The sequence below is a fragment of the Acinetobacter sp. WC-323 genome (assembly GCF_000314615.1).
Lineage (GTDB): Bacteria > Pseudomonadota > Gammaproteobacteria > Pseudomonadales > Moraxellaceae > Acinetobacter > Acinetobacter courvalinii.
Genome location: NZ_AMZS01000035.1, coordinates 400,353 through 423,249, shown reverse-complemented (window position 1 = coordinate 423,249; position 22,897 = coordinate 400,353). Strand labels below are relative to the sequence as shown.

Genomic DNA, 22,897 nt, shown 5'->3' with positions numbered 1-22,897 from the left:
GAGAAATCCTCAAAACAAAATTTGTTATCAATAGTCATATACTTAGCACTTCAAAATAGCCTATTTAATAAACAAAAACTGTTGCGATATGTATCACTTTTGAGGGTTTCTCTGCGCAATTAAGATTGCAACATGTGTGCTTTTAAACGCACGATTTCATCACGCAATCGTGCTGCCTGCTCAAACTGTAGTTCTTTCGAGGCTTTCAGCATTTCCTTTTCCAGTTTGCTGATATGTTTTGCAAACAGTTTTGGATCAGACAATAAATGCCGTTCATCCGCACTGATCGCTTGCGCCTGCTCAAGTACATTTTCATCAATTTCTTCATCAGTCAGCACTTCACCAGTATCAATTTCCTTAATCGCCTGACGGACTGCACTACGCGGGGTAATGCCATGTGCTTCATTAAATTCAATCTGCTTGTTCCGACGGCGTTCGGTTTCATCCATGGCCTTACGCATAGAATCGGTAATCCGGTCTGCATATAAAATCGCTTTACCCTTCACATTACGTGCAGCACGCCCAATGGTCTGGATCAAGGATCGTTCTGAACGCAGGAAACCTTCCTTATCAGCATCCAGAATCGCCACCAGAGAAACTTCGGGCATATCCAGACCTTCACGCAACAAGTTAATCCCGACCAGTACATCATGCACGCCAGTACGTAATTCATGGATAATCTTGACCCGTTCCACCGTATCAATATCCGAATGCAGATAAGCGACTTTAATCCCATACTCTTTAAGATAGGAGGTTAAATCTTCCGCCATACGCTTGGTTAAGGTAGTCACCAGCACACGTTCATTCAGCTGTTTACGAATATTGATCTCGGACAAAACATCATCGACCTGGGTCAACACCGGACGTACTTCAATCTCGGGATCAATCAGTCCCGTCGGACGAACCACCTGCTCCACAATTTGCTCGGATTTTTCCAGTTCATAATGTGCTGGCGTGGCACTCACAAACACTGTGGTCGGAACGATTCGCTCCCACTCTTCGAATTTCATTGGACGGTTATCTAAAGCACTTGGTAAACGGAAACCATAATTGACCAGATTTTCTTTACGCGAACGGTCACCTTTATACATTGCACCAATCTGAGGTACCGTCACATGCGACTCATCAATAATCAGCAAGGCATCTTCGGGCACATAATCAAATAAAGTTGGCGGCGCCTCACCTGCGGTACGACCAGACAAATGGCGTGAATAGTTCTCGATCCCGTTGGTATAACCGAGCTGTTGCATCATTTCCAGATCATAACGGGTCCGCTGCTCAATACGTTGCGCTTCCAGTAATTTGTCATGATCCTTGAAAAATTTCAGTTGGTCTTTCAACTCATCTTTAATGGTATCAATGGCACGGGTTAAATGGTCCTTCGGCGTAACATAGTGACTTTTTGGATAAATCGTTACCCGCGGAACTTTACGTACCAGTTTTCCGGTCAATGGATCAAACCAGCGAATCGAATCGACCTCATCATCAAATAATTCGACCCGAATTGCATCCTTATCCGATTCGGCTGGGAAAATATCAATAATTTCACCGCGAATACGATAAGTACCGCGCAAGAATTCCAGCTCATTGCGGGTGTATTGCATTTCCACCAGACGGCGAATAATGTCATCGCGGCTGACCCGATCACCTTGCACGATATGCAATAGCATTTGCATATAGGCATTCGGATCACCCAGACCATAAATCGCAGAAACCGAAGCCACGATAATCGCATCACGACGCTCTAATAAAGCACGCGTTGCTGACAAGCGCATCTGGTCAATGTGATCATTGATCGCCGAATCTTTTTCAATAAAGGTATCTGAAGATGGCACATAGGCTTCAGGTTGATAGTAATCGTAGTAACTGACGAAATACTCTACCGCATTGTTCGGGAAGAAGGCCTTGAACTCACCATACAGCTGAGCTGCAAGGGTTTTATTGTGTGCCATTACAATGGTTGGACGTTGGGTTTGGGCAATCACATTGGCCATGGTATAGGTTTTACCTGAACCGGTTACCCCAAGCAGCAACTGATTACGAAAACCCTGGTTAATACCACTGACCAATTTCTCAATGGCCTGAGGTTGATCGCCCGCAGGTTGATAATTGGTGACTAACTCAAAAGGCTGGTTTTCGCTCACAAGCTCATTCCTACACTAAAACTTAATCTCTATTTATGGGGGAAAATGTTATTGATTTAAAGTGTTGCATCGATGATTTTATGAAATCTTTTGTGCCATGTAATTTCTTAGATTTTACTTGACCATCTGCCTAATCAACTGCAACATGAAGTTATACTCGATTTCAATGGTAAAAATATGTCTTACCAATACCACGACGAAACAATTGTAACGGAACTCCCAGAAGATACAGTCTTTGTTTTTGGCAGTAATCTGGCGGGTATACACGATAGCGGCGCCGCCCGCGTTGCAGCACAGCACTTTGCAGCAGTCACAGGGGCTGGTCGTGGTTGGGCTGGACAAAGCTTTGCAATACCCACCCTGAATGAACATTTACAACAAATGCCACTCGCCCAGATCGAGCATTATGTCGATGACTTCAAAATCTATGCCAAGAACCATGCAAAAATGAAATACTTTTTGACGGCTTTAGGTTGTGGTATCGCCGGCTATAAAGTCTCTGAAATCGCACCATTATTTAAAGGCATCCATTCCAATGTGATTTTCCCCGAATCATTCCGTCCTTATATTGAAGAAGATGCGGTTTCACAATTTCCCAACTTAACCGCAGCCACTGTGCAGGCCTTTATTAATGATGAAGTGATTTTCTACTTTAATCATGGTTATGAATCTTTCGAAGAAGCACTGGATAAAACCAGTTTAACAGCAGCTGAAAAAGCCATTGCCCTGGTGGTTTTAAATGAAGAGCTTTATCCACGTGACCGTTATGGACGTGGCCGTGAACATGAAATCAGCGATATTCTTGGCAAGCTCAACGGCAAGATTTTTAATTTCCATGACAATTCGGAAGGCGCAATGATTTTTGTCAGTGTGATTATTGCCTTGATGGAGCTTTACGATATTGATGAATATGATTTTATCAAGCTGTGGCGTGGTGAACTAGAAATACAACATCCATTAAATCGCCATTAAAAAACAAAAAAGCCAATCAGATTGATTGGCTTTTCTCTTAACGCTTCCCCATCGAACGGCGTGTGCCGCGTGGTGGCATCCAGGTACGATCTGCGTATTGCTCAGGTTTTGGACGAACCTGATTATGCGCCGCATCCTCAGAATCATCCTGAGCAGATGGCATCGGGAAGGGTAATTTCACTAAAGCTTTTTTTGCTTTAGGTTGCTGGGTACTCATTGAAATTCTCTCGAAATCTAGATTTCTAGCCGCTATTGTAATGGATTTTTAGGCATTTGATAAAAATAAAATATGTAAAAAAATAGAAAGCCTGCAAGAACTAAATTTTGGTAACTTTTTATGCGATTAAGGCAAGTTTCGGCCACAATGAAGTCTAATTAGGCTAAGATAAGCTGCTTTTTATTTTTTAATCCCATAAGAAGGAATAATGCCGTGGACGTACGTCTCTCTGATCGTGTCAATGCTATCAAACCGTCCCCTACACTTGCAGTAACCAACAAGGCTGCTGAGTTAAAAGCTGCAGGTAAAAACGTGATTGGTTTAGGCGCAGGCGAACCAGACTTCGATACACCTCAACACATCAAAGATGCTGCCATTGAAGCCATTAATAAAGGTTTCACCAAATATACAGCGGTAGACGGTACTCCAAGCTTAAAAAAAGCAATTATTGCAAAACTTAAACGCGATAATAATCTCGATTATCAAGCCAACCAGATTCTGGTGTCTTGTGGTGGTAAACAAAGTTTCTTTAACCTTGCACTGGCTTTGTTAAACAAAGGCGATGAAGTGATTATTCCTGCGCCATTCTGGGTTAGCTATCCAGATATGGTGATCATTGCGGAAGGTACGCCTGTCATCGTGAAATGTGGTGAAGAACAACGTTTCAAAATCACCCCAGAACAACTGGAAGCGGCAATTACTCCAAATACACGTTTAGTGGTCTTAAACAGCCCATCAAACCCGACAGGCATGATCTATACCAAAGCTGAACTTGAAGCTTTGGCTGAAGTATTACGTCGTCACCCACAAGTATTCGTTGCCTCTGATGACATGTACGAACCAATCCGCTGGGACGATGAGTTCTACAACATCGCAACAGTTGCGCCAGACTTATATGACCGCACCATCGTTTTAAATGGTGTATCTAAAGCTTATGCAATGACAGGCTGGCGTATTGGTTATGCAGCGGGTCCTGCAAAAATCATTGGCGCAATGAAAAAAATCCAGTCTCAATCAACGTCTAACCCAACTTCGATTTCACAAGTTGCGGCTGAAGCAGCATTGAATGGTCCACAAGACGTTTTACAACCGATGATTGAAGCATTCAAACGCCGTCATGACTTAGTCGTAAATGGCTTAAATGAGATCAAAGGTATTTCTTGTTTACCTGCTGATGGGGCGTTTTATGCCTATGCCAACATTCGTCCATTGATTCGTGCCAAAGGCCTAAAATCTTGCACAGAATTCTCTGAATGGTTACTTGAAGAAACTGGTGTTGCCGTAGTTCCTGGTGATGCATTCGGTTTAGGCGGTTTTATGCGTATCTCTTATGCAACTGCGGATGAAGTGCTGGTTGATGCTTTAGCACGTATCAAAAAAGCAGCTGATTCAATTGAGGGCGTAGACGCTGCCATTGCCTCAATCGAAGCAGAAAAAGCAGCTAAATAAGTTCTGCTGTAAAAAAAAGCTTCCAGATGGAAGCTTTTTTTCTATGTGATTCTTTTATCCAGATATTCCACCCAAGTTATTTTGGGGGCTCTTCATTAAAGAGTGCAATGACCTCTGCCTCTGTCATCTTCTTGGTCAAATTCTGAAACGTATAAAAATCGGGTTTGCAATCAATATAAATTTCCAGATCCAAATTCAGATCTTGTGGTGGTTCATTCAGAGAAAATGCATTGATATTGCAATAGTTCTGATCTTTAGTACGCCAAAACAAATTTGTTTCACACGCATTACAAAAACCACGCTCTCCCCATGCCGATGAGTTATAGATAGAAAGATGGTCTTGTTTTAAAAATTTTAAACTGCCCTGTTCGACATCAAGCGTCATAATCACGCCACTGGTCTGTCTACGACAGATAGAACATGAGACGTATACGTCGCAAGGGCATGTACATCATGATGACTTAATTCAACTTCAAAAGTGGTTTCGCCACATACACATTGTCCGTTCATTATAAATTTACCTTTTATTCAAAATTGTTATAAAGACATTTATAAACATCATAAAACAAAGCATTTCGCGAGTAACTTAGAATTTACAAAATACTCAGCGAATAGATGCGCAATATTGACAGCCTGATCTCTCAAGGCTATGTTATCAACAAGTTCTATTTTAGAACTCAAAAAGGAAATATAAGATGAAACATCCAAAAGAAATGAATGGACTTGAGTTTTTAACCGCCATGTGTGAAGGGAAAATTCCACCCGCCAGTATTAGCCAAACCATTCCCATGCAACCCATTGAAGTTGCGGAAGGTTATATCAAATTTGAAGTACAGGCGGATGAACGACACCTGAATCCTCTCGGAGGTGTGCATGGAGGTTTTGCTGCAACCGTACTGGACTCGGTAACAGGTTGTGCTGTGCATACCCTTTTAGAAGCTGGTGTAGGCTATGGCACCATTGATCTGAATATTAAAATGTGCCGCCCTGTTCCAAGAAACCAGAAGCTCTTTGCCACTGGAAATATAATTAATATCAGTAAAAATTTAGGTATTTCCGAAGGCAAAATTGTTGATGCAGAAGCCAAGCTCTATGCACATGCGACTGCAACCTGCATGATTATTCGCCCATAAACCGAAATGAAAGCCAATGGGCTATTTCATCATAGCCCTATGCAATAGCTTTGTTTTGTTTGAACAGCTTTGGTCGAATGCACAAATGGCTAAACACAGCATATTGCCAGATACTTTTAACCTGTACTGTGACCACCTTCTGCTCTGCAACAGACCATGCCAATGCAGTATTTGCGCCTAAAAAGAGTTCTCCACCCAATTGAAATAAATACAGGGGGGAATCTTGATCAAGTGTTAAGGTATTTTTTTGCGTTAACAGGTTATTAGCATTCTGAATTTTCCATTTATTTCCAAACCATAATTGCAATAAATCACCCAAATACAAGGCTTGTTGCTTAAAAGGAAAGGTATTTAAGAATGCATGTTCAACTGGCGTATAATACTGCGCCGGATCCTGAATGATTTCGAGATAATGGTCTTGATAAAAAGAAAAGTTTGAAAAAATAGATTGAATATTAAGAATAGTCATTTCGACCTCCGGTTTAGCCATTTTAGTGCTGGCAAGTAGGGTTAAATCCACACTGTTTAGATGAATATCTAAACGTTCTTTCTAATTCGAATCTAGCAACAGCCTGATCAAAGTTCAAGTTATTTTTCCTACTTTCGCGTAATTGTGCAAATAAAAAGCATACGGCACAAAAATGAAGGAAACATGACATTTTTAGCTTGACCGATTTTAAAAGCTGCCTATAATGGCACTCAGATTCTCCCATAGCTCAGTCGGTAGAGCGACGGACTGTTAATCCGCAGGTCCCTGGTTCGAGCCCAGGTGGGAGAGCCAAGATTCTAAAAGCCCAGATCATTGATCTGGGCTTTTTATTTTTAAGTCTATAAAAAATAATGCTTCATTTGAATTACGGTGAATCTGTTCATTTCATGTTGAATATCGTACAAATTTAAGCCGCAGCTCTTTTTATCATCTAAAATAAAGTTTCATTATTATATTAGGGATAGCAAATAATGAAAAAAATCCTGTTGTGTGCAATATTTTTCTGTAGCCCGGCGATGGCAGCTCAAACCACTTGGTATGCTGGTTCCAGCTACAAAGGTACCGTAACCGTTTCGATTGAGAATGGCCCCAATGTGGTCTGGAAGTGTAATGGAAAGGTATGTAGCATGTCTGGCCCTTGGGGCAATGCTTTATCGGTAGATTCTTGTCAAAGCCTTGTGCTGCGTATTGGCAAGATTAGTTATTATAAAAACTCGGCAGGTGCAAGCTGGGATGCACGCTCTCCTGAACTGGCACAATGTAATCAGGTTGCCCGCTAATCCACAATATTTTTGTTAAGCGATTATTATTCATACTCATTTTACTTGACGGACCTGCATTTAAGCCCTAGAATTCGTTCCAGATTCTCCCATAGCTCAGTCGGTAGAGCGACGGACTGTTAATCCGCAGGTCCCTGGTTCGAGCCCAGGTGGGAGAGCCAAGATTCTAAAAAACCCACTCTTATCGAGTGGGTTTTTTCTTTGTACGCTATTAAATCTATGTTTCAATCGAATCATCTCCTGTTCCTGACTATTGGCTTGATCAGCACAGCTTGGCTGCTTTATAGCTGCCTGCGCCCCTTCTTTCCCAAACAGAAATTTTTTGCACGTCCTGTCATTACAAATTTCGAATCACGGATGTTTATTCGTCTGCAACAAGCTTTTCCACAGCATCACGTACTTGCTCAGGTGGCTTTTAGTGCCCTGATTACCAGCGATCATTATAAAATTCGCAGTAAGTTCAATCGCAAGGTCACCGACTTTGTGGTTTTAGATCAGGGTATGAAAGTACTGGCGATTATTGAACTGGATGACCCGAGTCATATAGGTAAAGAATCAGAAGATAAAAAACGTGATCAGATGTTGCAAGAGGCTGGTTATCAGGTTCGACGTTATACCCAGATTCCATCTGTAAAACAGTTACAGATGGATATTCGATAACAAGAGATCTGGAAAGAGATTATTCAGCTTTTTCTGCTTGCTCAGCACTTTTCTGCTGTTCAAACTTTTTGGCGATTTCTGCATGTTGCTGATCATATTTCTTCTTGGTCTGTGCATCACTTTTTGCTGCCAGGAAAGCCATACCTACAATAAAAATAGGGATCAATAATCCTAACCCCATCAATAACCAAGGGACTGATTTTTTTTCAACAGGTTGCTGGCTCATAGCGGCTTTAAACTCAAACGACATCAATTTTAAGAATGCAACAATATAACAAAAAAGAGCCTCGATAAAGAGACTCTTTTTTTAAAGCAAATTTCTAGCTAAATGAAAATCTTAGAATTTACCTGTACAGTGAGGGCTTTGGCTGGCATCTTTCTGGGCATCCGTCAGTACAATACCCGTACCTGCCGACATATTCTCTTGAATAAATCCATATGCTTGAGCATTTTTGCATACAATAGCCTGTGTATGACTTGCTCCATCAACCCCTAAGAATTCAACTTTTGTACCTAAGGCTTTTAATCCATTTTGCAAAGCATTTGTCACGTCATAAGGAACAGCCATATCTAGCTTACCTTGAATAATCATGACAGGTGTATTAATTTTCTTGGTCGCAGGTTGGTTATCTGCTAGAAATTTTTTCACGGTTGGATTTTCTTGGAAGTTGCCTGCTAAGCCCGGATAATCTAAAACGGTCTTAGTGGTATCCTTACTGATAAAGTCACGAATATCCGCTGCAAACTTATTATGTAAATCTTCTAAACAGATGCCATTTTCACCTGTAGTACCTTCAGCAAACTCAGCAATTGCACGAGAGCGATCCTGAAAAATTTCTCTATAATTAAATTTAGGTTCATAAGCTGTAATACCCACAGTGGTATATGCAGCGTAAGCAAGTAGTTCCGCATATACTTCAACAGCTGTGCCTACTGGTGCAAGACCAGCTTGTTCCTGCTTAAGAATATTTGCAATCGCCTGTGGCGCCACAACAGAAATGATATAGCCAAGGCTAGAAGCAGGCGCCCCAGCGACAGCGCCTTTATAGTTGGCATCATTATTCGCAAACTCAGCCGTACCTAATGAAGCATGGCCACCTTGAGACTGACCAATCGACATCCATTGTCCGTTAAGTTTAGTTCCATAATGATCTTTGGCTGCTTTTACCGCTGCAATGGCAGATTTAGCTTCACTGCCCAAGTTTAGATATGGATGAATTCCAGGAGTCCCCAAACCCTCATAATCTGGTGCAATGACGACATAACCTGCCGCCAATAAAGTATCAGCGAGGATTTTAAACCGAGGGTTCACGGTATTATTACTTGGGGCGCAGCTATCACCTACCCCAACCGTACCATGCTCCCACACCACCACACGATAACCGTCAGCAGGCTGAGCTACTTTCGGAAACATTACCAATGCTGTTGCTTTGGCAGTCCGCCCTTGGACATTGACCATGTTATAAGTCATGATTTTGATTGATGAGGCATTATCCACTTTATCCTTGGAATAAGTGGTTTCCGATAAATATGTTTTGTTTGAATCCCCGCCCGTATAACTATCATTATCGTCATTACATGCGGTTAAAAATAATGCAGAAATTGAGAACGTCATTGCCAACGCAATCTTCGACCGTTTCATAAAATATCCTTTTAATGTTCGTGTTATTTTTGTGCATGAAACTACATGCCAGCTTATTAAGGCATAAAAAAAGTGCCCTGCATAGGACACTTTTCAACTATACAGTCAGATTAAGCTATTAATTCTAAAAAAATTCCAATAAAGATAATCAACCCGACCCAACGATTGTGACGGAATGCCCAAAAACAGATTTGTGGATCACGATCTTTGGTTTTCATCGCCTGATAAATAAAATCCACTGCAACAATACCCAAGGCAATCAAGCCAAAAGGCAACAAAAGATTTTCGAGATATAAGGCACTGCCAATCAAGATCAGACTCATTAACTGAAGCAAACCGATCATCTGGATATCATAGCGACCAAATAAAATAGCCGTCGATTTCACCCCAATCTTTAGATCATATTCACGATCGGTAATCGCATATTGGGTATCGTAGGCCACTGTCCAGGCCAGATTACCAAAATAAAGTAACCAGCAGGTTAAATCAGGCGTTTGCCCAACAGCCGTATACGCCATGGGAATGGACCACGAAAATGCTGCACCTAAAAATACTTGCGGTAAATTGGTATAGCGCTTCATAAAAGGATAGATAAACGCCAGGAATAAAGCCCCAAAAGACCAGTAAAATGATTCAATCGGCAGAAAAAATAACAAGGTAGCACTTGCCAGCACCAAAGCCAGAAAAACAAAGACAGCCTCTCTAGCACGGATCACTCCTGTTGCTAAAGGACGTGTTTTGGTTCGCTCCACATGCGCATCTACCTTACGGTCAGCAAAATCATTAATGGCACAACCTGCTGCACGCATAAAAATGACACCTAAAATCATCACAAGCAGGATTTTAAGGTCAGGCACTCCTTTAGATGCAATCCATAATGCCCACATGGTTGGCCAAAATACCAGCTCTGTGCCAATTGGCTTATCAAAACGGCAAAGGTAGTAATAAGCCTCTAAACGTTGTCGCCAAGTCGTGTGCTGCACTGTTTCCATGATAATCCTTAGCGTCAATGCTGTTGAATAAACTGTTCAAATGCGGGTAAAAAGGTTTCCTGCACGATAAATTTACAACCATGCCAAGTATAACAACTCTGACGTGTCCACCCCTCGTCAAGATAGATAACGCGTCTTTCACAAGCTGGACTGGTTCTGTGAAACAGGAACCAGCCAATCGGTTTGTTACCAATATGCTGAAATAATCTCGCCTTTTTTTGCAGGCTTAAGATGGGGAAAATACTTTTGGCTTTTACCCAGGCCTGCTCTTCGCTGCCATAAAGATGGGTTTCTCGCACCCATGCCACATGCTGGGGCGGCATTTTCATCCACTGACTATCATTCAAAGTCATTCGCTGATAATGCTCTTTAATACGTTCAACATGAAATTGACCTTGCCCTAAATCGGTCAATTGTTGGGTCAGTGATCCCGATGCATACAACCATTTTTTTAATACTGCAGGAAGCTCTTTTCCTTTTATTCTGTTTGGTCGTAAATTTCGCATGCTTGGCTCACTAAAAACATCGCGATTAGTTTACATTAATTTCTCACGAAAAAGAGTACGACTTTCAATCGAACCAAAAACATAAAAAAAGCTCGCCGAAGCGAGCTTTTCTGAATCAGGGATATATTACAGGCTGTAGTACATATCAAATTCAACTGGGTGAGTTGTCGTGTTAAGACGACGAACTTCTTCAGTTTTAAGTTCGATATATGCATCAAGCATTTCTTTAGTGAACACGCCACCTTTCAACAGGAACTCATGGTCATTTTGAAGTGCTTCAAGTGCCATATCCAAGCTGTGAGCAACAGTTGGGATTTTTGCTTCTTCTTCAGGAGGAAGGTCATATAAGTTCTTATCAGCAGCTTCACCTGGGTGGATCTTGTTTTGGATACCGTCAAGACCAGCCATCAACAATGCCGCGAAACCTAAGTACGGGTTCATCATTGGATCTGGGAAACGTGCTTCAATACGCTTGCCTTTCGGGCTAGAAACGTAAGGAATACGGATCGAAGCAGAACGGTTACGTGCTGAGTAAGCAAGCATGATTGGTGCTTCGAAATGTGGAACCAAACGCTTATACGAGTTTGTAGAAGGGTTGGTAATCGCATTCAATGCACGAGCGTGCTTGATTACACCACCAATAAAGAACAATGCCATTTCTGATAAACCAGCATATTCATCACCAGCAAACAGGTTCTTGCCATCTTTAGAGATTGACATATGCACGTGCATACCAGAACCGTTATCGCCTACCATTGGTTTAGGCATGAAGGTTGCTGTTTTTGCATATTGGTGTGCAACGTTCCAAACTGCATATTTGAACTGTTGTACTTCGTCCGCTTTACGAACTAAAGTGTTGAAGCTTACACCAATTTCTAACTGGCAAGATGCAACTTCGTGGTGATGTACTTCTACACGACCTGGGCCCATGATGTCTTCGATTTTTGCACACATGTCAGCACGCATGTCTTGTGAAGAATCAACCGGAGGAACCGGGAAGTAACCACCTTTTACACGTGGACGGTGACCAGAGTTACCTGCTTCATAATCTTTACCAGTCGACCAAGCCGCTTCTTCAGCGATCAATGTGTGGCGCGCGCCAGACATGTCGATGTCCCATTTCACTTCGTCAAAAACGAAGAATTCTGGTTCTGGACCAAAGAATGCAGTATCACCGATACCTGTAGATTTTAAGTATTCTTCAGCGCGACGAGCAATTGAACGTGGGTCACGCTCGTAACCTTGACCAGTTGATGGCTCGATAACGTCACAAGTCACAACAACAGTCGGTTCAGCAAAGAACGGGTCAATAAAACCAGTTTCAGCATCTGGACGTAAGATCATGTCCGAAGCTTCAATGCCTTTCCAGCCAGCAATTGAAGAACCATCAAACATTTTACCGTCTTCAAAAGTATCTTCATCAATGGTATCAGCTGGGTAAGTTACGTGCTGCTCTTTACCCTTAGTATCAGTAAAGCGAAAATCGACCCATTTTGCGCCACTTTCTTTGATGAGTTGAAGGACCTTGTTCGCCATGCTCATTTGCTCCAATGAAATTTTTATGCACTTGTTAAGTGCGTGTTAGGTGTTGATGTATAATTAGCAATTATCATACCAACAATTTTAAATCCTACCTAAAATATTGAATTACTTATAAGTAATCATGATTTAGGTTCCTTGACTTGAACGCATTATACTGTTTGCTTATGTAAATGCACCATATTCACACATTTTCAAATTATGGCATATTTAAATAGTTCATTACCGCCCCAATTTGGTGCAAAATTGTTGCACTGATATAACGCACTGCATCAATTTCAAACAGCTGTTCATGATCATAATACTTTCTTATATAGAATGCTGAGATTCTTATCGGATGACCTGAAAGTAATCATATCTTTGATAATGGCTTGCTCAATAAATTTTCGGGGTTGATTTGTGCAACTTTAATTTATTGCCAAATCTATTTATCAATAGGCATTATGCTTCATTTAAAAAGCCAATCGATATCTTTAATTTTTATGAATTTTTCTAAATAGATACACGATTTAAATACTGTCTGGCCTGCTACTCAGCAGCGGTTGGCTTAGATCGGCCCGTCTTGGATACTCAATAAATTTTACTATTCATGTTCTTTTTCATTCACTTTTTTTATACAGGCCAAACTTGCTTTTACGATTAAAAAAACTAAAAATCGTATGCATAAATTTTTATTATTAATAAACAAACCCAAAGTTATGTTTATAAAAACTTAAAATCATTCAAGGATTTGATTAATGAAATATGACTTTGAACGAGCGGATAAGGCTTTTTTTGGCCATCCCAAACCGTTACAAACGCTTTTTTTCACAGAGCTTTGGGAAAGATTTTCCTATTATGGCATCCGGCCTTTACTGATCCTTTATATGATTGCTATGGTCAATCAAGGTGGTCTGGGCCTTGATCGATCCACTGCTGCCGCAATTGTCGGATTGTTTGCAGGTTCGATGTATTTAATGACCGTTTTTGGTGGCTGGATTGCAGATAACTGGTTAGGTCAAGCGCGCGCTGTCTGGTATGGTTCTATTATTATTGCCTTGGGTCATCTTTCCATTGCCCTTACCCCTGTATTTGATCAGTCTTTCTTTTATTTAGGGTTAGTACTGATTGTTTTAGGTTCCGGCCTGTTTAAAACATGTATTTCGGTGATTGTTGGAACCTTATATAAAGCCCAAGATGCAAGACGTGATGCAGGCTTTTCCATTTTCTATATGGGCATTAATATGGGCTCATTTATAGCCCCACTGATTACAGGACTATTGGTCAGAGATCATGGCTGGCATTTAGGCTTTGGTATTGGTGGCCTCGGGATGCTGATTGCTTTATTCATTTTCCGTTTGAGGGCAATTCCCCAGCTCGAAACGTTTAACGCGCTACGTCAAGAAAACAATAGCTGTAGCAAACCGGTGGTAGAAAATAAAAATGCACCTAAAATTGTATTTGGCTTTTTATTCACAGTTGCAGTCGTTATTGTTCTAACATTCGTGGGCATCATTCACATCAACCCTGTCGCTGTCGCCGCTTATTTAACCGTCGGAATTGGGATTGGAATTATTGCCTATTTTGCTTATTTATTGCTTTTCCTTAATTTAGACCAAAATGAAAAGTTCAAAGTTATTATTTGTTTTGTGCTGTTGATTACTTCTGCCCTGTTCTGGTCAGCCTTTGAGCAGAATCCCACCTCCTTCAATTTATTTGCACAAGATCATACCAACCGTAATGTTTTAGGTTTTGAGATTCCAACAGTATGGTTTCAATCTATTAACGCGATTTTTATTATTATTTTTGCGCCAATTGCAGCCTGGCTGTGGGCAAGACTAGGCAAAGCGAACAAAGATCCAAGCTATATTTCAAAATTTATTATTGCACTTTTACTGGCAGCAGGCGGATTTTTACTGATGTCGCTGGCGAGTCATTTTGCTATTAGCGATGGTCTGGTTTCCCCTTTCTGGTTGGTTGGAGCTTTATTTCTGCTGACTTTAGGAGAACTCTGCCTCAGCCCGATTGGGTTATCGACCATGACCAAATTTGCGCCAAATGTTATTCGTGGACAAATTATGGGTCTATGGTTCACGGGTTCGGCTTTAGGCAACCTCATGGCAGGCTTGATTGGCGGTCAAATCGCCGCAGATGCTATCGAAAATTTACCTACCCTGTTTATGCGCTGCGTATTGGCCTTGGTTATTGGGGCAATCGTGTTATTTTTATTAAAGAAACCAATGAACAAATTAATGGGCAAAAGTACCAGCAAAGTTCAACCTGATTTGGAAACCATATGAACGACTTAACTGTGCCAGAAAAACTAGTTCAACTTCGTGAACTCATGAACAATCAACATGTTGATGCTTTGGTTGTCATGAGTGCAGATCCGCATATGTCAGAATATTTACCTGACCACTGGAAAGCAAGGCAGTGGTTAAGCGGTTTCAATGGCTCGGTTGGCACGTTGGTTGTGACCCAAAACTTTGCAGGACTCTGGGCTGATGGGCGTTATTGGGTACAAGCCGAACAACAACTCGCTGGAACCGGCTTCCAATTACAAAAACTGACCAGTGATGAATCTTCGACACATCTTGCCTGGATGGAGAAAAATCTACAGCCTGGTTCGGTCATTTCAGTGAATGGACAAACGCTTTCAATTCAGCAGTTTAAGGCATTGCAAAATACTGCAAAACAACGCGACTTTAAACTTGAAACACAGCAAGATTTAATTGGCTTAATCTGGTCTAATCGTCCAGAACTGCCCTCAGAAAAAATCCATTTAATGCCTGAAGGCTTAAATGCTCTATCCCGTAAAGAAAAAATCCAGGCAATACGGGAAACTTTAGATACCAAGGCAATTGAAGGACATTTTATTTCATCTTTAGATGATATTGCCTGGGTCTTAAATGCACGTGGTCAAGATGTAGAGTACAACCCGGTATTCCTTTCACACTTATATATCAGTGCTCAACAGGCTGTTGTATTTGTGGATCGCAATAAGGTAGATCTAAGCACACAAGAGGCATTCAAAGCTGATGGTATTGAGATTCGGAACTACCAAGATGCGGCTCAGTTTTTAGCCAATATTTCTGATGCATCTGTCCTGTTAGATCCAGCCAAAGTATCGATTCACCATGAACAAGCGATCGCAAAGGATATTCAGGTTGTCTACGACATCAACCCAAGTACACTTTTTAAATCGCGTAAGCATGAGAGCGAAATTGCGCATATCCGCCATGCCATGCTTAAAGATGGGGTTGCCCTTTGCCATTTCTTCCATTGGTTAGCAAAAGCACTTGATCATCAGGAGAACATTTCAGAACTGACTATTGATGAGAAAATTACCGCCTTCCGAGCTCAACAAGACGGTTTTATAGGTCCAAGTTTTGCCACGATTGCAGGCTTTAATGCCAATGGTGCATTGCCTCACTACCGTGCAACGCCAGAACACTACTCATTCATCGAAGGTGATGGTCTATTATTGATCGACTCTGGCGGGCAGTACGTCGATGGCACCACAGATATCACCCGTGTTGTTCCCGTTGGGACACCGACAGAACAACAAAAACGTGACTATACGCTGGTTTTAAAATGTCACATTGCTTTGGCAAAAACCATTTACCCAGAAGGTTTGGCTGCACCGCTCCTGGATTCAATTTGTCGTCAGACTTTATGGCAGCAGGGTCTGGATTATCGCCATGGTACAGGACACGGCGTAGGTTTTGCGCTGAATGTTCATGAAGGACCGCAAGTGCTTTCTTATTACGCGCCAATACATGCCTATAGCAAATTGCGTGAAGGCATGATTATTTCCAATGAACCAGGCCTCTATCATGAAGGGAAATACGGCATTCGCATCGAGAATCTGGTTGCAAACCAGCTGCATGCAGGTTTTGAAAAAACCTACGGTGAATTTCTAGAGTTTGAAACACTCACGCTTTGCCCCATCCATTTAGATTGCGTCGTTGTGGATATGCTCACGCAGGAAGAGAAAGACTGGTTAAATCGCTACCATCAAACTGTACAGGAAAGACTGGCCGAGCATCTGTCTGGAGAGGTTTTAGACTGGCTGATTGATCACACCCGTAAGATTTAATCTTCTTCCATGATTGAGGCAGAGTGGTTTTTTATGTCTAAAGAAAAGCTGATTCTGCCTTGATTGTCGTGATCTGTGTGAATAATCATATGTGGCCCCCGTTAAACTTTTTCCTACAAAGTTTTAATGAATGAAATAGTTAAACTGGCCACTTCATTTTTTGTTATATTAGCCGCTTAAATAGCGGCTTTATTTTTATCCATTGTTTTGGGCACTTAATTCAAAACGGGTATCTTGAGAGACGAAATTTAAAAACACCTTAAACATCAAGAGGTTTATCTCAAAATGCTTCTAATGATCGATTAGAAGAGGTGAAATCCGCCTGCATTCGTTCGCATTCGCAATATAAAGCTCATCTTAATTTTTACCTGACAACTGCATTCGTTTTAATTCGCCCCCATTCGATGACATTCGCTATTTTTGTGAGTAACATTGTGAGTAATCATATTTTCCACCTGCGTTACTCACTCAAATGCTCAATGACACTAAAATTAAGCAATTAAAACCTCAAGATAAGACTTATCGTGTTGCTGATCAAGCTGGCCTTTGCATTGAAGTCCGTACCAATGGCTCAAAGTTTTGGCGCTTCCGGTATCGGTTTCTTGGAACTCCCAAGATGATAAGTCTTGGTGAGTATCCGATTGTGACATTGGCACAAGCAAGAAAACTAGCCCAAGATCAAAAAACACTTCTTAGCCAAAATTTAGATCCTTCTCAGCAAAGACAGGAAGATAAAGCTAAAGCTCTATTAACTGAGATATGTCTCTTTAAAAATATCGCCATAGAATGGTATGAGGGAAGAAAAGAAAAACGTTCAGTTAGTTATAGACGTGCTGTCGAGACTGCATTTGAGAAAGACCTTTTCCCAAATCTCGGCAATAAAGATATTAAAAATATTACAGCATTTGATGTTCTTCAGATGCAAAAAAAGACTGTAGCCAGGATAAGAAAACAATCTAATTTTGGCACTGGAGAAGCGACCGCAATTTTAAATAGACAAATTACTAGTCAGATTCTAGATTATGCAATTGCCACATCTCGATGTGAGCAAAACCCTATATCAGCACTTAAAAATACAATTGAGCGCCCTGCTAAAGAAGGTGCGCGTCCTATGTCTGAAGAAGAGAAGAGTGTTTTTTGGGATAGATTCATTAAATATAAAGGAGCTGCAACTACAAAAAATAGTATTTTGCTTCTCATTTATTCGATACTCAGATCTGTTGAAGTTACTAGGCTTGAATGGGATTGGATGAATTTTGAAGATGATCTTATTAGGATACCTCCAGCTACGAAAGAGCAATTAAATTCAGGGCAACGTAATATCAAAATGAATAGGGAGCACATCATCCCTATGTCAAAACAAGTGAAGGCTATATTGATTGATCAATTCTCGCAGACTGGATCTGGAAAGTACGTATTCTCTAGTGTATTTAATCTGAATAAACTAATGAATAAATCTTCAATTAATAGCGCCCTCGCGTCAATGGGCTTTGAAGATTTGACCGCGCATGATTTCCGTGCTACTGCATCAACTGTTTTGCATGATCTTGGTTATCCTTCTGATCATATTGAATTACAGCTGGCCCATGTAGATAAAAACAAAATTAGAGATACCTATAATCATGCCCTCTATTTAGATGAGCGTAGAAAAATGATGCAAGACTGGGCAGATATTGTTGATAGTTGGGGTGATAAATGAGGTACTTCTACATCAAGAAAGGCAAGCAGTACTTGCATATACAGCAATCAATGTATGAAGAATACCAGGACTATTCAGATATAAATGGAATGGTCACTCAGCAGTACGTGTTTTTAGATGATAAAGAGGATGCCATAAAGTTTTTAGAGAAAAGAGAAGCTAATTATTTTCTAGTGACTAGAGGCAAGAAGTTAAAGGAAGTGGAGATTGTGAGGGAGTGATGCTTGCTAATGTTGAACACACTGCAAGCAAACACTGATTGAGACATTTGTTTTAATTGTGTGGGCTGTGCATCCTGAGAATAGGAGACACAGCACTGTGACAAGCGAAGCAAGTTTTGATCGTTGGCACCGCTTCTTAATTATCGATTGCTGCATAGATTAGGTTCTCCGCAACTCGATTGGTCCAGCCTTTGCCATATGTTGACCATGTTCCTAATGATGTATAGAACTTCAAACGCTCGGCATTGAGCTTTAGAAGAACATCATTCACATCCATAGCTTTTACTGCCGCAATCGTTTTAGGCCCAATGATTCCGTCATCCGGTACACCAGCGACCTGTTGAAGCTCTTTAATTGCTCGTGACTTACCAGCATTTACAGCAAAGTCCCAAAGCTGGAATACAATCGCTGAATGCAAACTATCTGCACCAAGCTTATCCCACCAATCCTTTCTATAGATCTGCTTAGCCTGTTCAAGAGTTAAGTTTTTGATATCCAGATTCGGATAGGTATTTGCAGCAATGCCATATTTGGTACCTTTTAGAACACCAACACCTACCTTACCGCCTGTCCAGTTTCCCGGATCACGCTTATCACTTGAATAGCCAGCTTCATGCCCGATCAACCGGTCAAATGCCTTATCGAATGTCATCATGTTCATTTACTTCCTTTCGTTGTTTGTCACTTGACCCAAAATAAAAGGCCACCACGGTTCCAGACCAGCCCAGAATCGCACCCAGCGCCACGTTAATTAAGTCCCGGTTCTTATCTGGCATCTCAACAAAGAAAAGCCCAACAACACAGAACAGAGACATGGCGATGGCCGCAAAGGCTAAATATGTACGTGTATTTTCACTGTTCATTTTTTATATTCCTTTCTACTTGAGAAAGCCGAACATTCGCTGAATTAGCATCTGTATCGATTCGTGTTAGTTTTGAGGAATGGATAGACGTTTCCTGCTTCAAATCAATAATTGATGAGCCAAGCCAACCCGCAAGGCCGATCAGCGCACCAGTTAAAGCCCCGCTGATCCAGCGGACAACATTCAATCCACCATCTAAATTGCTGGACTTGTTCTCGAGATGACGTACCTTTTCATCCAGCCGTTCTATCTCACGCGCGTTGTCTTTGCCTTGAGTCAAAATTGTTTCAAGTGCCATTGATTGGCGGATCTGTGTTTCAGAAACGCTTTTAAGATCTGCTTTGATCTCGTCTATTTTTTTCTCAAATCTTAAGCCGTAGCCTTCTGTATCAGACATGAAAAGTCCTTACCGTTTTTGCTGATTTTACGGATTAGGAATTGTGAAGTATCGTTTTCTGTTGACAGTAAAAAAGCCCCTTTTCAAAGACAGAAGTCAAAGCATCTTAATGATCAAACTGCCTTGTGCTAAATCCACATCGACACTTCCAGTGTTAGTGATAGAGACTGTTATTTTATTTGTGGCAGAGACAAATGCTCTAATCGCTATGCTTGCATTATAAATACTGAAAGATGCAACGACCGGATCGCCCAACTGCGCACCTGGGAAATCAAAAATTTGTTGATTTGTTTGCCCTGGTTGAATCAAAGGCGGATCAAAAACAATTGGTGTTTCATCTCTCTGATATATCGTTCTATTCACATATCCTGCCAGCGGCATTGGATAGCCAGATGCACCTATTTGCGCACGACAGCCATTTGAATACATTGTGGTTCCGTTTACAGAGCCTGCATTGCTGAATGCACCCCTATATTCACACATAGAAAATCCTTTACGGGATTCAATATTAAACAAACCAGAGGTGGCCACAGCAGGATCATGTTCAATGACACAATCATGAAAGATAATGTCTCCGAGAGCTGTGGTCGCATTGATACGTGTTGCACCGATAAAAGATGAGTCAATCAACTTATATCTTGAATAAACATTAGCATCACACTGGATGTATGTTTTTCCGCATCCTATCGCCTTCACACTATACCCAAATGAGCTTGGGTATTTCAAAAAACCTCTACCAAACAATGGGACTACAACTTTCGCTTGAATATTCTGAGCCCTGATTTCTGCTGTTTCAGACAAAGCTACAGAATTGTTTAAGTTAAGTGCTGCTAATCGCAATGTATCTGCTTTCTTGGCAAGAATATTTTCAAAGTGGAAATTCTTTGGTGGCAAATAATCTGCAGCATGTACGCTTGATGTGCTGTAGCCGTAGATTGCACTTAAATTTTCAGTACACTCAACATTGCGGACAATGACACTGTCAAATACACGACGTGGTGTAGAGAAGAAATTAGCAATAATATTCCCAGAAGGAGTGATTACATAAGTGTTGCTATACACTTTAGTGCCGTTAATTTCACAATAACCTAGGCACGTCGCAACATCTACACGCATAGAAACATAGTTTCTTAAGGACCCGCCCTCAAGTTTTAAATCTTTACCGGACCATGTGACAATATCAATATCACAGTCTTTAAAAAGATAGTTGTTCCCCCAATGAGTCCCTGCTGTTTCTAACCGTGAGTTGTGTACAGTAACGTTTGAACCATGTCGACCATCAAGTGTAGTTGTACAGTTTGATGCTTTCATGCTGTAAATGTTGGTATCACAACACAGACCGATAGAGATGCCGTAACCTAGTCCGGCATACTGCGCATCTTTAATAAGTGGACTGTAAAAATTGCAATCATTCCCCCTTAGATCAACAAGAGTTCTAAATCCTGAGGAACCAAATACATTACTGATATACACATCAACACTATCACGCTCGATTATTATAGAATTTTGATTACTCCCGTTCCCAGTTGTTGCTATCTCACCTATTTTAAAGTCAATGCGTGTTTCTGCTGGAATAATTTCAACCTTAGCTGTACTACCTACATTAAAACCCATGTCCAAAGTAGGTGAAATCGCACCAGTTGCATCAAGCAAACGAAAAGCTGTGTTTTTATAATACGGTTCATTTTTTGGAGGGTTATTTCGCTCCGTCAGTACTTCTTCTTTCGATGAGATACGTATATATTTACCTATCGCAGAAAGCGGAAAGCCTGTCACCTTAGTGCTAAAAAGTGAAAGTCCAGACAGAGAAGCAATGGGAACTATATCAGGCGTTTTTGCTGTCTTTACAGTTAAGTATCGGGATATATCATCAGCTGGTAAGATTACTTTACTAATATCTGTTGGGGTATAGAAATCCAAGCTATCAGTAATTAAATAACCATTAGGGTTTTTGGCTACTAAGGGAAGATTGAAGGCTTTTGCATATCCAGCAGCGGCTTTGAAATATGAGGTTGCATCTCCGGTTACATAACCAAACAATTCCGGAGACGCCTCGATTAGTTTAAAGAAAGTATTTAGTTCTTTTTGAGTTTTATCACCATCAACTACCAGTTCAGCCAACCACCCTCTCTCGATAACAATATTTTTAATTCTATCTGCAAGCCCTTTTGCATAGGCATCGATTTGATCTAATGCGATACCTTGTTCGATGATTTGTTCTTGAAGTGCCTGATTAAGAATCTCAATAGCTTTCTCACGTGAAATCTTTTCAAATCCAAGTGAATGAAACCATTCTTGTAAAATTGCTGTGAGTTTATCCAGTGATTTTTCTAGAACATCAGGATAAAAATTATCATAGTTTGTAATATCGAGTGCCTGATCAACCGGTGTTTCTCCTGCAATATAGAATTCAAACCCTAGCTCAGGAGCAGCATTGAAGATCACATATCCACCCATATGATCCTGATTTAGATACGCTGTATATTTGCTCTCGTCTATCGTGACAAATTCTGCACCATCTAAATATTTTACAGCTATCCCTGTTGCATCTTCTTGTTCGAAAACTCGAAAGGTAAAATCAAAACGCGTATTTATGCCGTTCCCAACATACAAGGGGCTTAGCCGGTCGGATACTGGAACTGTCATATATTCACCAAAATAAAAAGGCCGTATTACTACAGCCCATTTTATGTAAGGTGGCTTTCAAATAGTTGGTAGCACGTCTTGTGATGTCAACAGCACATTTTTAAAAGGCTAATTCAATCGCTTCTTCTTCAGTATCAGCGAATCCAATGATGATGGGGTCTAAGTGCTTCATACTGGTTATGCCTTCCCAAATCAATTTACGACTTTTCTCATCATAAACATAGGACTCAACCCCTACGAACATTTCCTTTTTGCTTTTGAATACAACGTATTCTTTACCCGGTGAACGTAAAGACTTTTTACCCAAATAAATACCGTATCCCAAATCTTTGCTGACCAAATATTGCATAAAACTTCTCCTCTGCTTGATTAAAGATTGAACCAATCAAGCAAAGAAGTCAACAAAAATATTAAAACAAGTTATTGAATATTAACGAATAATTGATATTATTCACTAATATTAACCCTTC

Annotated in this window: 22 protein-coding genes, 2 tRNA genes and 1 pseudogene; 11 read left to right on the top strand and 14 right to left on the bottom strand. The window is 40.8% G+C overall.

The annotated features are described in order from the left end of the window. Positions 1–119 precede the first annotated feature (119 nt). Positions 120–2,144 (bottom strand): excinuclease ABC subunit UvrB, encoded by a 2,025-nt coding sequence (gene uvrB, locus ACINWC323_RS10695; protein WP_005231641.1) that lies wholly within the window; start codon positions 2,142–2,144, stop codon positions 120–122. 177 nt (positions 2,145–2,321) lie between these two features. On the opposite strand from uvrB, the gene ACINWC323_RS10700 reads away from it, so the two are divergent. Beyond that, positions 2,322–3,116 carry an A1S_2505 family phage non-structural protein gene (locus ACINWC323_RS10700; RefSeq protein ID WP_009510995.1) on the top strand — a complete coding sequence of 265 codons (795 nt, stop codon included), beginning with the start codon at positions 2,322–2,324 and terminating at the stop codon, positions 3,114–3,116. Between the two features lie 37 nt (positions 3,117–3,153). On the opposite strand, the gene ACINWC323_RS10705 is transcribed toward ACINWC323_RS10700, so the two are convergent. After that, positions 3,154–3,333, bottom strand: coding sequence for a hypothetical protein (locus tag ACINWC323_RS10705; protein WP_005231643.1), 180 nt, complete (start codon positions 3,331–3,333; stop codon positions 3,154–3,156). A gap of 213 nt (positions 3,334–3,546) precedes the next feature. On the opposite strand from ACINWC323_RS10705, the gene ACINWC323_RS10710 reads away from it, so the two are divergent. Then, the gene (locus ACINWC323_RS10710) at positions 3,547–4,782 is read left to right on the top strand and encodes a pyridoxal phosphate-dependent aminotransferase (RefSeq protein WP_009511299.1); all 1,236 of its coding nucleotides are present in this window, start codon (positions 3,547–3,549) and stop codon (positions 4,780–4,782) included. Between the two features lie 76 nt (positions 4,783–4,858). Here ACINWC323_RS10710 and ACINWC323_RS0118940 read toward each other — a convergent pair. Next, positions 4,859–5,292: pseudogene (locus ACINWC323_RS0118940) on the bottom strand (GFA family protein). Positions 5,293–5,477: 185 nt separating this feature from the next. Between ACINWC323_RS0118940 and ACINWC323_RS10715 the strand changes: the two are divergent. After that, entirely contained in the window at positions 5,478–5,915 is a 438-nt protein-coding gene (locus tag ACINWC323_RS10715) for a PaaI family thioesterase (protein ID WP_009510997.1), read from the top strand. 37 nt (positions 5,916–5,952) lie between these two features. Here the strand turns inward: ACINWC323_RS10715 and ACINWC323_RS10720 are convergent, their stop codons facing one another. Next, positions 5,953–6,384 (bottom strand): hypothetical protein, encoded by a 432-nt coding sequence (locus tag ACINWC323_RS10720; RefSeq protein WP_009510829.1) that lies wholly within the window; start codon positions 6,382–6,384, stop codon positions 5,953–5,955. A 236-nt stretch (positions 6,385–6,620) separates the two neighbouring features. Here ACINWC323_RS10720 and ACINWC323_RS10725 point away from each other — a divergent pair. The 4 genes from ACINWC323_RS10725 (at position 6,621) to ACINWC323_RS10740 (ending at position 7,844) form a co-directional block, all read left to right on the top strand. After that, positions 6,621–6,696: transfer RNA gene (locus ACINWC323_RS10725), tRNA-Asn, on the top strand. A 179-nt stretch (positions 6,697–6,875) separates the two neighbouring features. Continuing rightward, on the top strand, positions 6,876–7,184 hold the full coding sequence (locus ACINWC323_RS10730) for a DUF8200 family protein (RefSeq protein WP_005287919.1): 309 nt from the start codon (positions 6,876–6,878) through the stop codon (positions 7,182–7,184). A gap of 85 nt (positions 7,185–7,269) precedes the next feature. After that, positions 7,270–7,345, top strand: a tRNA-Asn gene (locus tag ACINWC323_RS10735). 58 nt (positions 7,346–7,403) lie between these two features. Next, positions 7,404–7,844, top strand: a complete 441-nt coding sequence (locus ACINWC323_RS10740; protein WP_009511238.1) for a DUF2726 domain-containing protein — start codon at positions 7,404–7,406, stop codon at positions 7,842–7,844. A 19-nt stretch (positions 7,845–7,863) separates the two neighbouring features. On the opposite strand, the gene ACINWC323_RS10745 is transcribed toward ACINWC323_RS10740, so the two are convergent. The 5 genes from ACINWC323_RS10745 to glnA all read right to left on the bottom strand — a co-directional run bounded on the left by ACINWC323_RS10745 (position 7,864) and on the right by glnA (position 12,526). After that, positions 7,864–8,070, bottom strand: a complete 207-nt coding sequence (locus ACINWC323_RS10745) for a hypothetical protein (protein WP_005287925.1) — start codon at positions 8,068–8,070, stop codon at positions 7,864–7,866. Positions 8,071–8,181: 111 nt separating this feature from the next. After that, entirely contained in the window at positions 8,182–9,486 is a 1,305-nt protein-coding gene (locus ACINWC323_RS10750; protein WP_009511336.1) for an alpha/beta hydrolase family protein, read from the bottom strand. A gap of 110 nt (positions 9,487–9,596) precedes the next feature. Beyond that, positions 9,597–10,478, bottom strand: coding sequence for a 4-hydroxybenzoate octaprenyltransferase (gene ubiA / locus ACINWC323_RS10755; protein ID WP_009511138.1), 882 nt, complete (start codon positions 10,476–10,478; stop codon positions 9,597–9,599). A 14-nt stretch (positions 10,479–10,492) separates the two neighbouring features. Continuing rightward, positions 10,493–10,984, bottom strand: coding sequence for a chorismate--pyruvate lyase family protein (locus tag ACINWC323_RS10760; protein ID WP_005231653.1), 492 nt, complete (start codon positions 10,982–10,984; stop codon positions 10,493–10,495). Between the two features lie 126 nt (positions 10,985–11,110). Then, the gene (gene glnA, locus ACINWC323_RS10765) at positions 11,111–12,526 is read right to left on the bottom strand and encodes a type I glutamate--ammonia ligase (protein WP_171062179.1); all 1,416 of its coding nucleotides are present in this window, start codon (positions 12,524–12,526) and stop codon (positions 11,111–11,113) included. Positions 12,527–13,260: 734 nt separating this feature from the next. Here glnA and ACINWC323_RS10770 point away from each other — a divergent pair. From ACINWC323_RS10770 to ACINWC323_RS0118935, 4 genes are all read left to right on the top strand, one after another. After that, positions 13,261–14,802 (top strand): peptide MFS transporter, encoded by a 1,542-nt coding sequence (locus ACINWC323_RS10770; RefSeq protein ID WP_009510913.1) that lies wholly within the window; start codon positions 13,261–13,263, stop codon positions 14,800–14,802. Next, positions 14,799–16,601, top strand: coding sequence for an aminopeptidase P family protein (locus tag ACINWC323_RS10775; RefSeq protein ID WP_009511215.1), 1,803 nt, complete (start codon positions 14,799–14,801; stop codon positions 16,599–16,601). Before ACINWC323_RS10770 ends, ACINWC323_RS10775 begins: the two co-directional genes overlap by 4 nt. Positions 16,602–17,073: 472 nt before the next feature. Continuing rightward, the gene (locus ACINWC323_RS10780; protein ID WP_009511223.1) at positions 17,074–18,300 is read left to right on the top strand and encodes a tyrosine-type recombinase/integrase; all 1,227 of its coding nucleotides are present in this window, start codon (positions 17,074–17,076) and stop codon (positions 18,298–18,300) included. Next, complete coding sequence (locus ACINWC323_RS0118935; protein WP_032881360.1) at positions 18,297–18,521, top strand: hypothetical protein; 225 nt, start codon at positions 18,297–18,299, stop codon at positions 18,519–18,521. The genes ACINWC323_RS10780 and ACINWC323_RS0118935 overlap by 4 nt, the downstream gene beginning before the upstream one ends. Before the next feature lie 136 nt (positions 18,522–18,657). Here ACINWC323_RS0118935 and ACINWC323_RS10785 read toward each other — a convergent pair whose 3' ends face one another. The 5 genes from ACINWC323_RS10785 to ACINWC323_RS10805 form a co-directional block, all read right to left on the bottom strand. Then, positions 18,658–19,173 carry a glycoside hydrolase family 108 protein gene (locus ACINWC323_RS10785; protein WP_032881385.1) on the bottom strand — a complete coding sequence of 172 codons (516 nt, stop codon included), beginning with the start codon at positions 19,171–19,173 and terminating at the stop codon, positions 18,658–18,660. After that, complete coding sequence (locus ACINWC323_RS10790) at positions 19,160–19,384, bottom strand: hypothetical protein (protein ID WP_009511011.1); 225 nt, start codon at positions 19,382–19,384, stop codon at positions 19,160–19,162. The genes ACINWC323_RS10785 and ACINWC323_RS10790 overlap by 14 nt, the downstream gene beginning before the upstream one ends. Beyond that, entirely contained in the window at positions 19,374–19,781 is a 408-nt protein-coding gene (locus tag ACINWC323_RS10795; RefSeq protein WP_009511178.1) for a hypothetical protein, read from the bottom strand. The genes ACINWC323_RS10790 and ACINWC323_RS10795 overlap by 11 nt, the downstream gene beginning before the upstream one ends. Before the next feature lie 96 nt (positions 19,782–19,877). Next, on the bottom strand, positions 19,878–22,427 hold the full coding sequence (locus ACINWC323_RS20370; RefSeq protein ID WP_009511187.1) for a hypothetical protein: 2,550 nt from the start codon (positions 22,425–22,427) through the stop codon (positions 19,878–19,880). A gap of 100 nt (positions 22,428–22,527) precedes the next feature. Continuing rightward, positions 22,528–22,776, bottom strand: coding sequence for a hypothetical protein (locus tag ACINWC323_RS10805; RefSeq protein ID WP_009510801.1), 249 nt, complete (start codon positions 22,774–22,776; stop codon positions 22,528–22,530). Between the last annotated feature and the right edge of the window lie 121 nt (positions 22,777–22,897).

What these genes read in the sequence shown, in the direction of transcription:
- ACINWC323_RS10700 (WP_009510995.1), top strand. Translation starts at nt 2,322, where the DNA reads ATGTCTTACCAATACCACGACGAAACAATTGTAACGGAACTCCCAGAA.
- ACINWC323_RS10705 (WP_005231643.1), bottom strand. Translation starts at nt 3,333, where the DNA reads ATGAGTACCCAGCAACCTAAAGCAAAAAAAGCTTTAGTGAAATTACCC.
- ACINWC323_RS10715 (WP_009510997.1), top strand. Translation starts at nt 5,478, where the DNA reads ATGAAACATCCAAAAGAAATGAATGGACTTGAGTTTTTAACCGCCATG.
- ACINWC323_RS10720 (WP_009510829.1), bottom strand. Translation starts at nt 6,384, where the DNA reads ATGACTATTCTTAATATTCAATCTATTTTTTCAAACTTTTCTTTTTAT.
- ACINWC323_RS10730 (WP_005287919.1), top strand. Translation starts at nt 6,876, where the DNA reads ATGAAAAAAATCCTGTTGTGTGCAATATTTTTCTGTAGCCCGGCGATG.
- ACINWC323_RS10740 (WP_009511238.1), top strand. Translation starts at nt 7,404, where the DNA reads ATGTTTCAATCGAATCATCTCCTGTTCCTGACTATTGGCTTGATCAGC.
- ACINWC323_RS10745 (WP_005287925.1), bottom strand. Translation starts at nt 8,070, where the DNA reads ATGAGCCAGCAACCTGTTGAAAAAAAATCAGTCCCTTGGTTATTGATG.
- ACINWC323_RS10750 (WP_009511336.1), bottom strand. Translation starts at nt 9,486, where the DNA reads ATGAAACGGTCGAAGATTGCGTTGGCAATGACGTTCTCAATTTCTGCA.
- ubiA (WP_009511138.1), bottom strand. Translation starts at nt 10,478, where the DNA reads ATGGAAACAGTGCAGCACACGACTTGGCGACAACGTTTAGAGGCTTAT.
- ACINWC323_RS10760 (WP_005231653.1), bottom strand. Translation starts at nt 10,984, where the DNA reads ATGCGAAATTTACGACCAAACAGAATAAAAGGAAAAGAGCTTCCTGCA.
- glnA (WP_171062179.1), bottom strand. Translation starts at nt 12,526, where the DNA reads ATGAGCATGGCGAACAAGGTCCTTCAACTCATCAAAGAAAGTGGCGCA.
- ACINWC323_RS10770 (WP_009510913.1), top strand. Translation starts at nt 13,261, where the DNA reads ATGAAATATGACTTTGAACGAGCGGATAAGGCTTTTTTTGGCCATCCC.
- ACINWC323_RS10775 (WP_009511215.1), top strand. Translation starts at nt 14,799, where the DNA reads ATGAACGACTTAACTGTGCCAGAAAAACTAGTTCAACTTCGTGAACTC.
- ACINWC323_RS10780 (WP_009511223.1), top strand. Translation starts at nt 17,074, where the DNA reads ATGCTCAATGACACTAAAATTAAGCAATTAAAACCTCAAGATAAGACT.
- ACINWC323_RS0118935 (WP_032881360.1), top strand. Translation starts at nt 18,297, where the DNA reads ATGAGGTACTTCTACATCAAGAAAGGCAAGCAGTACTTGCATATACAG.
- ACINWC323_RS10785 (WP_032881385.1), bottom strand. Translation starts at nt 19,173, where the DNA reads ATGACATTCGATAAGGCATTTGACCGGTTGATCGGGCATGAAGCTGGC.
- ACINWC323_RS10790 (WP_009511011.1), bottom strand. Translation starts at nt 19,384, where the DNA reads ATGAACAGTGAAAATACACGTACATATTTAGCCTTTGCGGCCATCGCC.
- ACINWC323_RS10795 (WP_009511178.1), bottom strand. Translation starts at nt 19,781, where the DNA reads ATGTCTGATACAGAAGGCTACGGCTTAAGATTTGAGAAAAAAATAGAC.
- ACINWC323_RS20370 (WP_009511187.1), bottom strand. Translation starts at nt 22,427, where the DNA reads ATGACAGTTCCAGTATCCGACCGGCTAAGCCCCTTGTATGTTGGGAAC.
- ACINWC323_RS10805 (WP_009510801.1), bottom strand. Translation starts at nt 22,776, where the DNA reads ATGCAATATTTGGTCAGCAAAGATTTGGGATACGGTATTTATTTGGGT.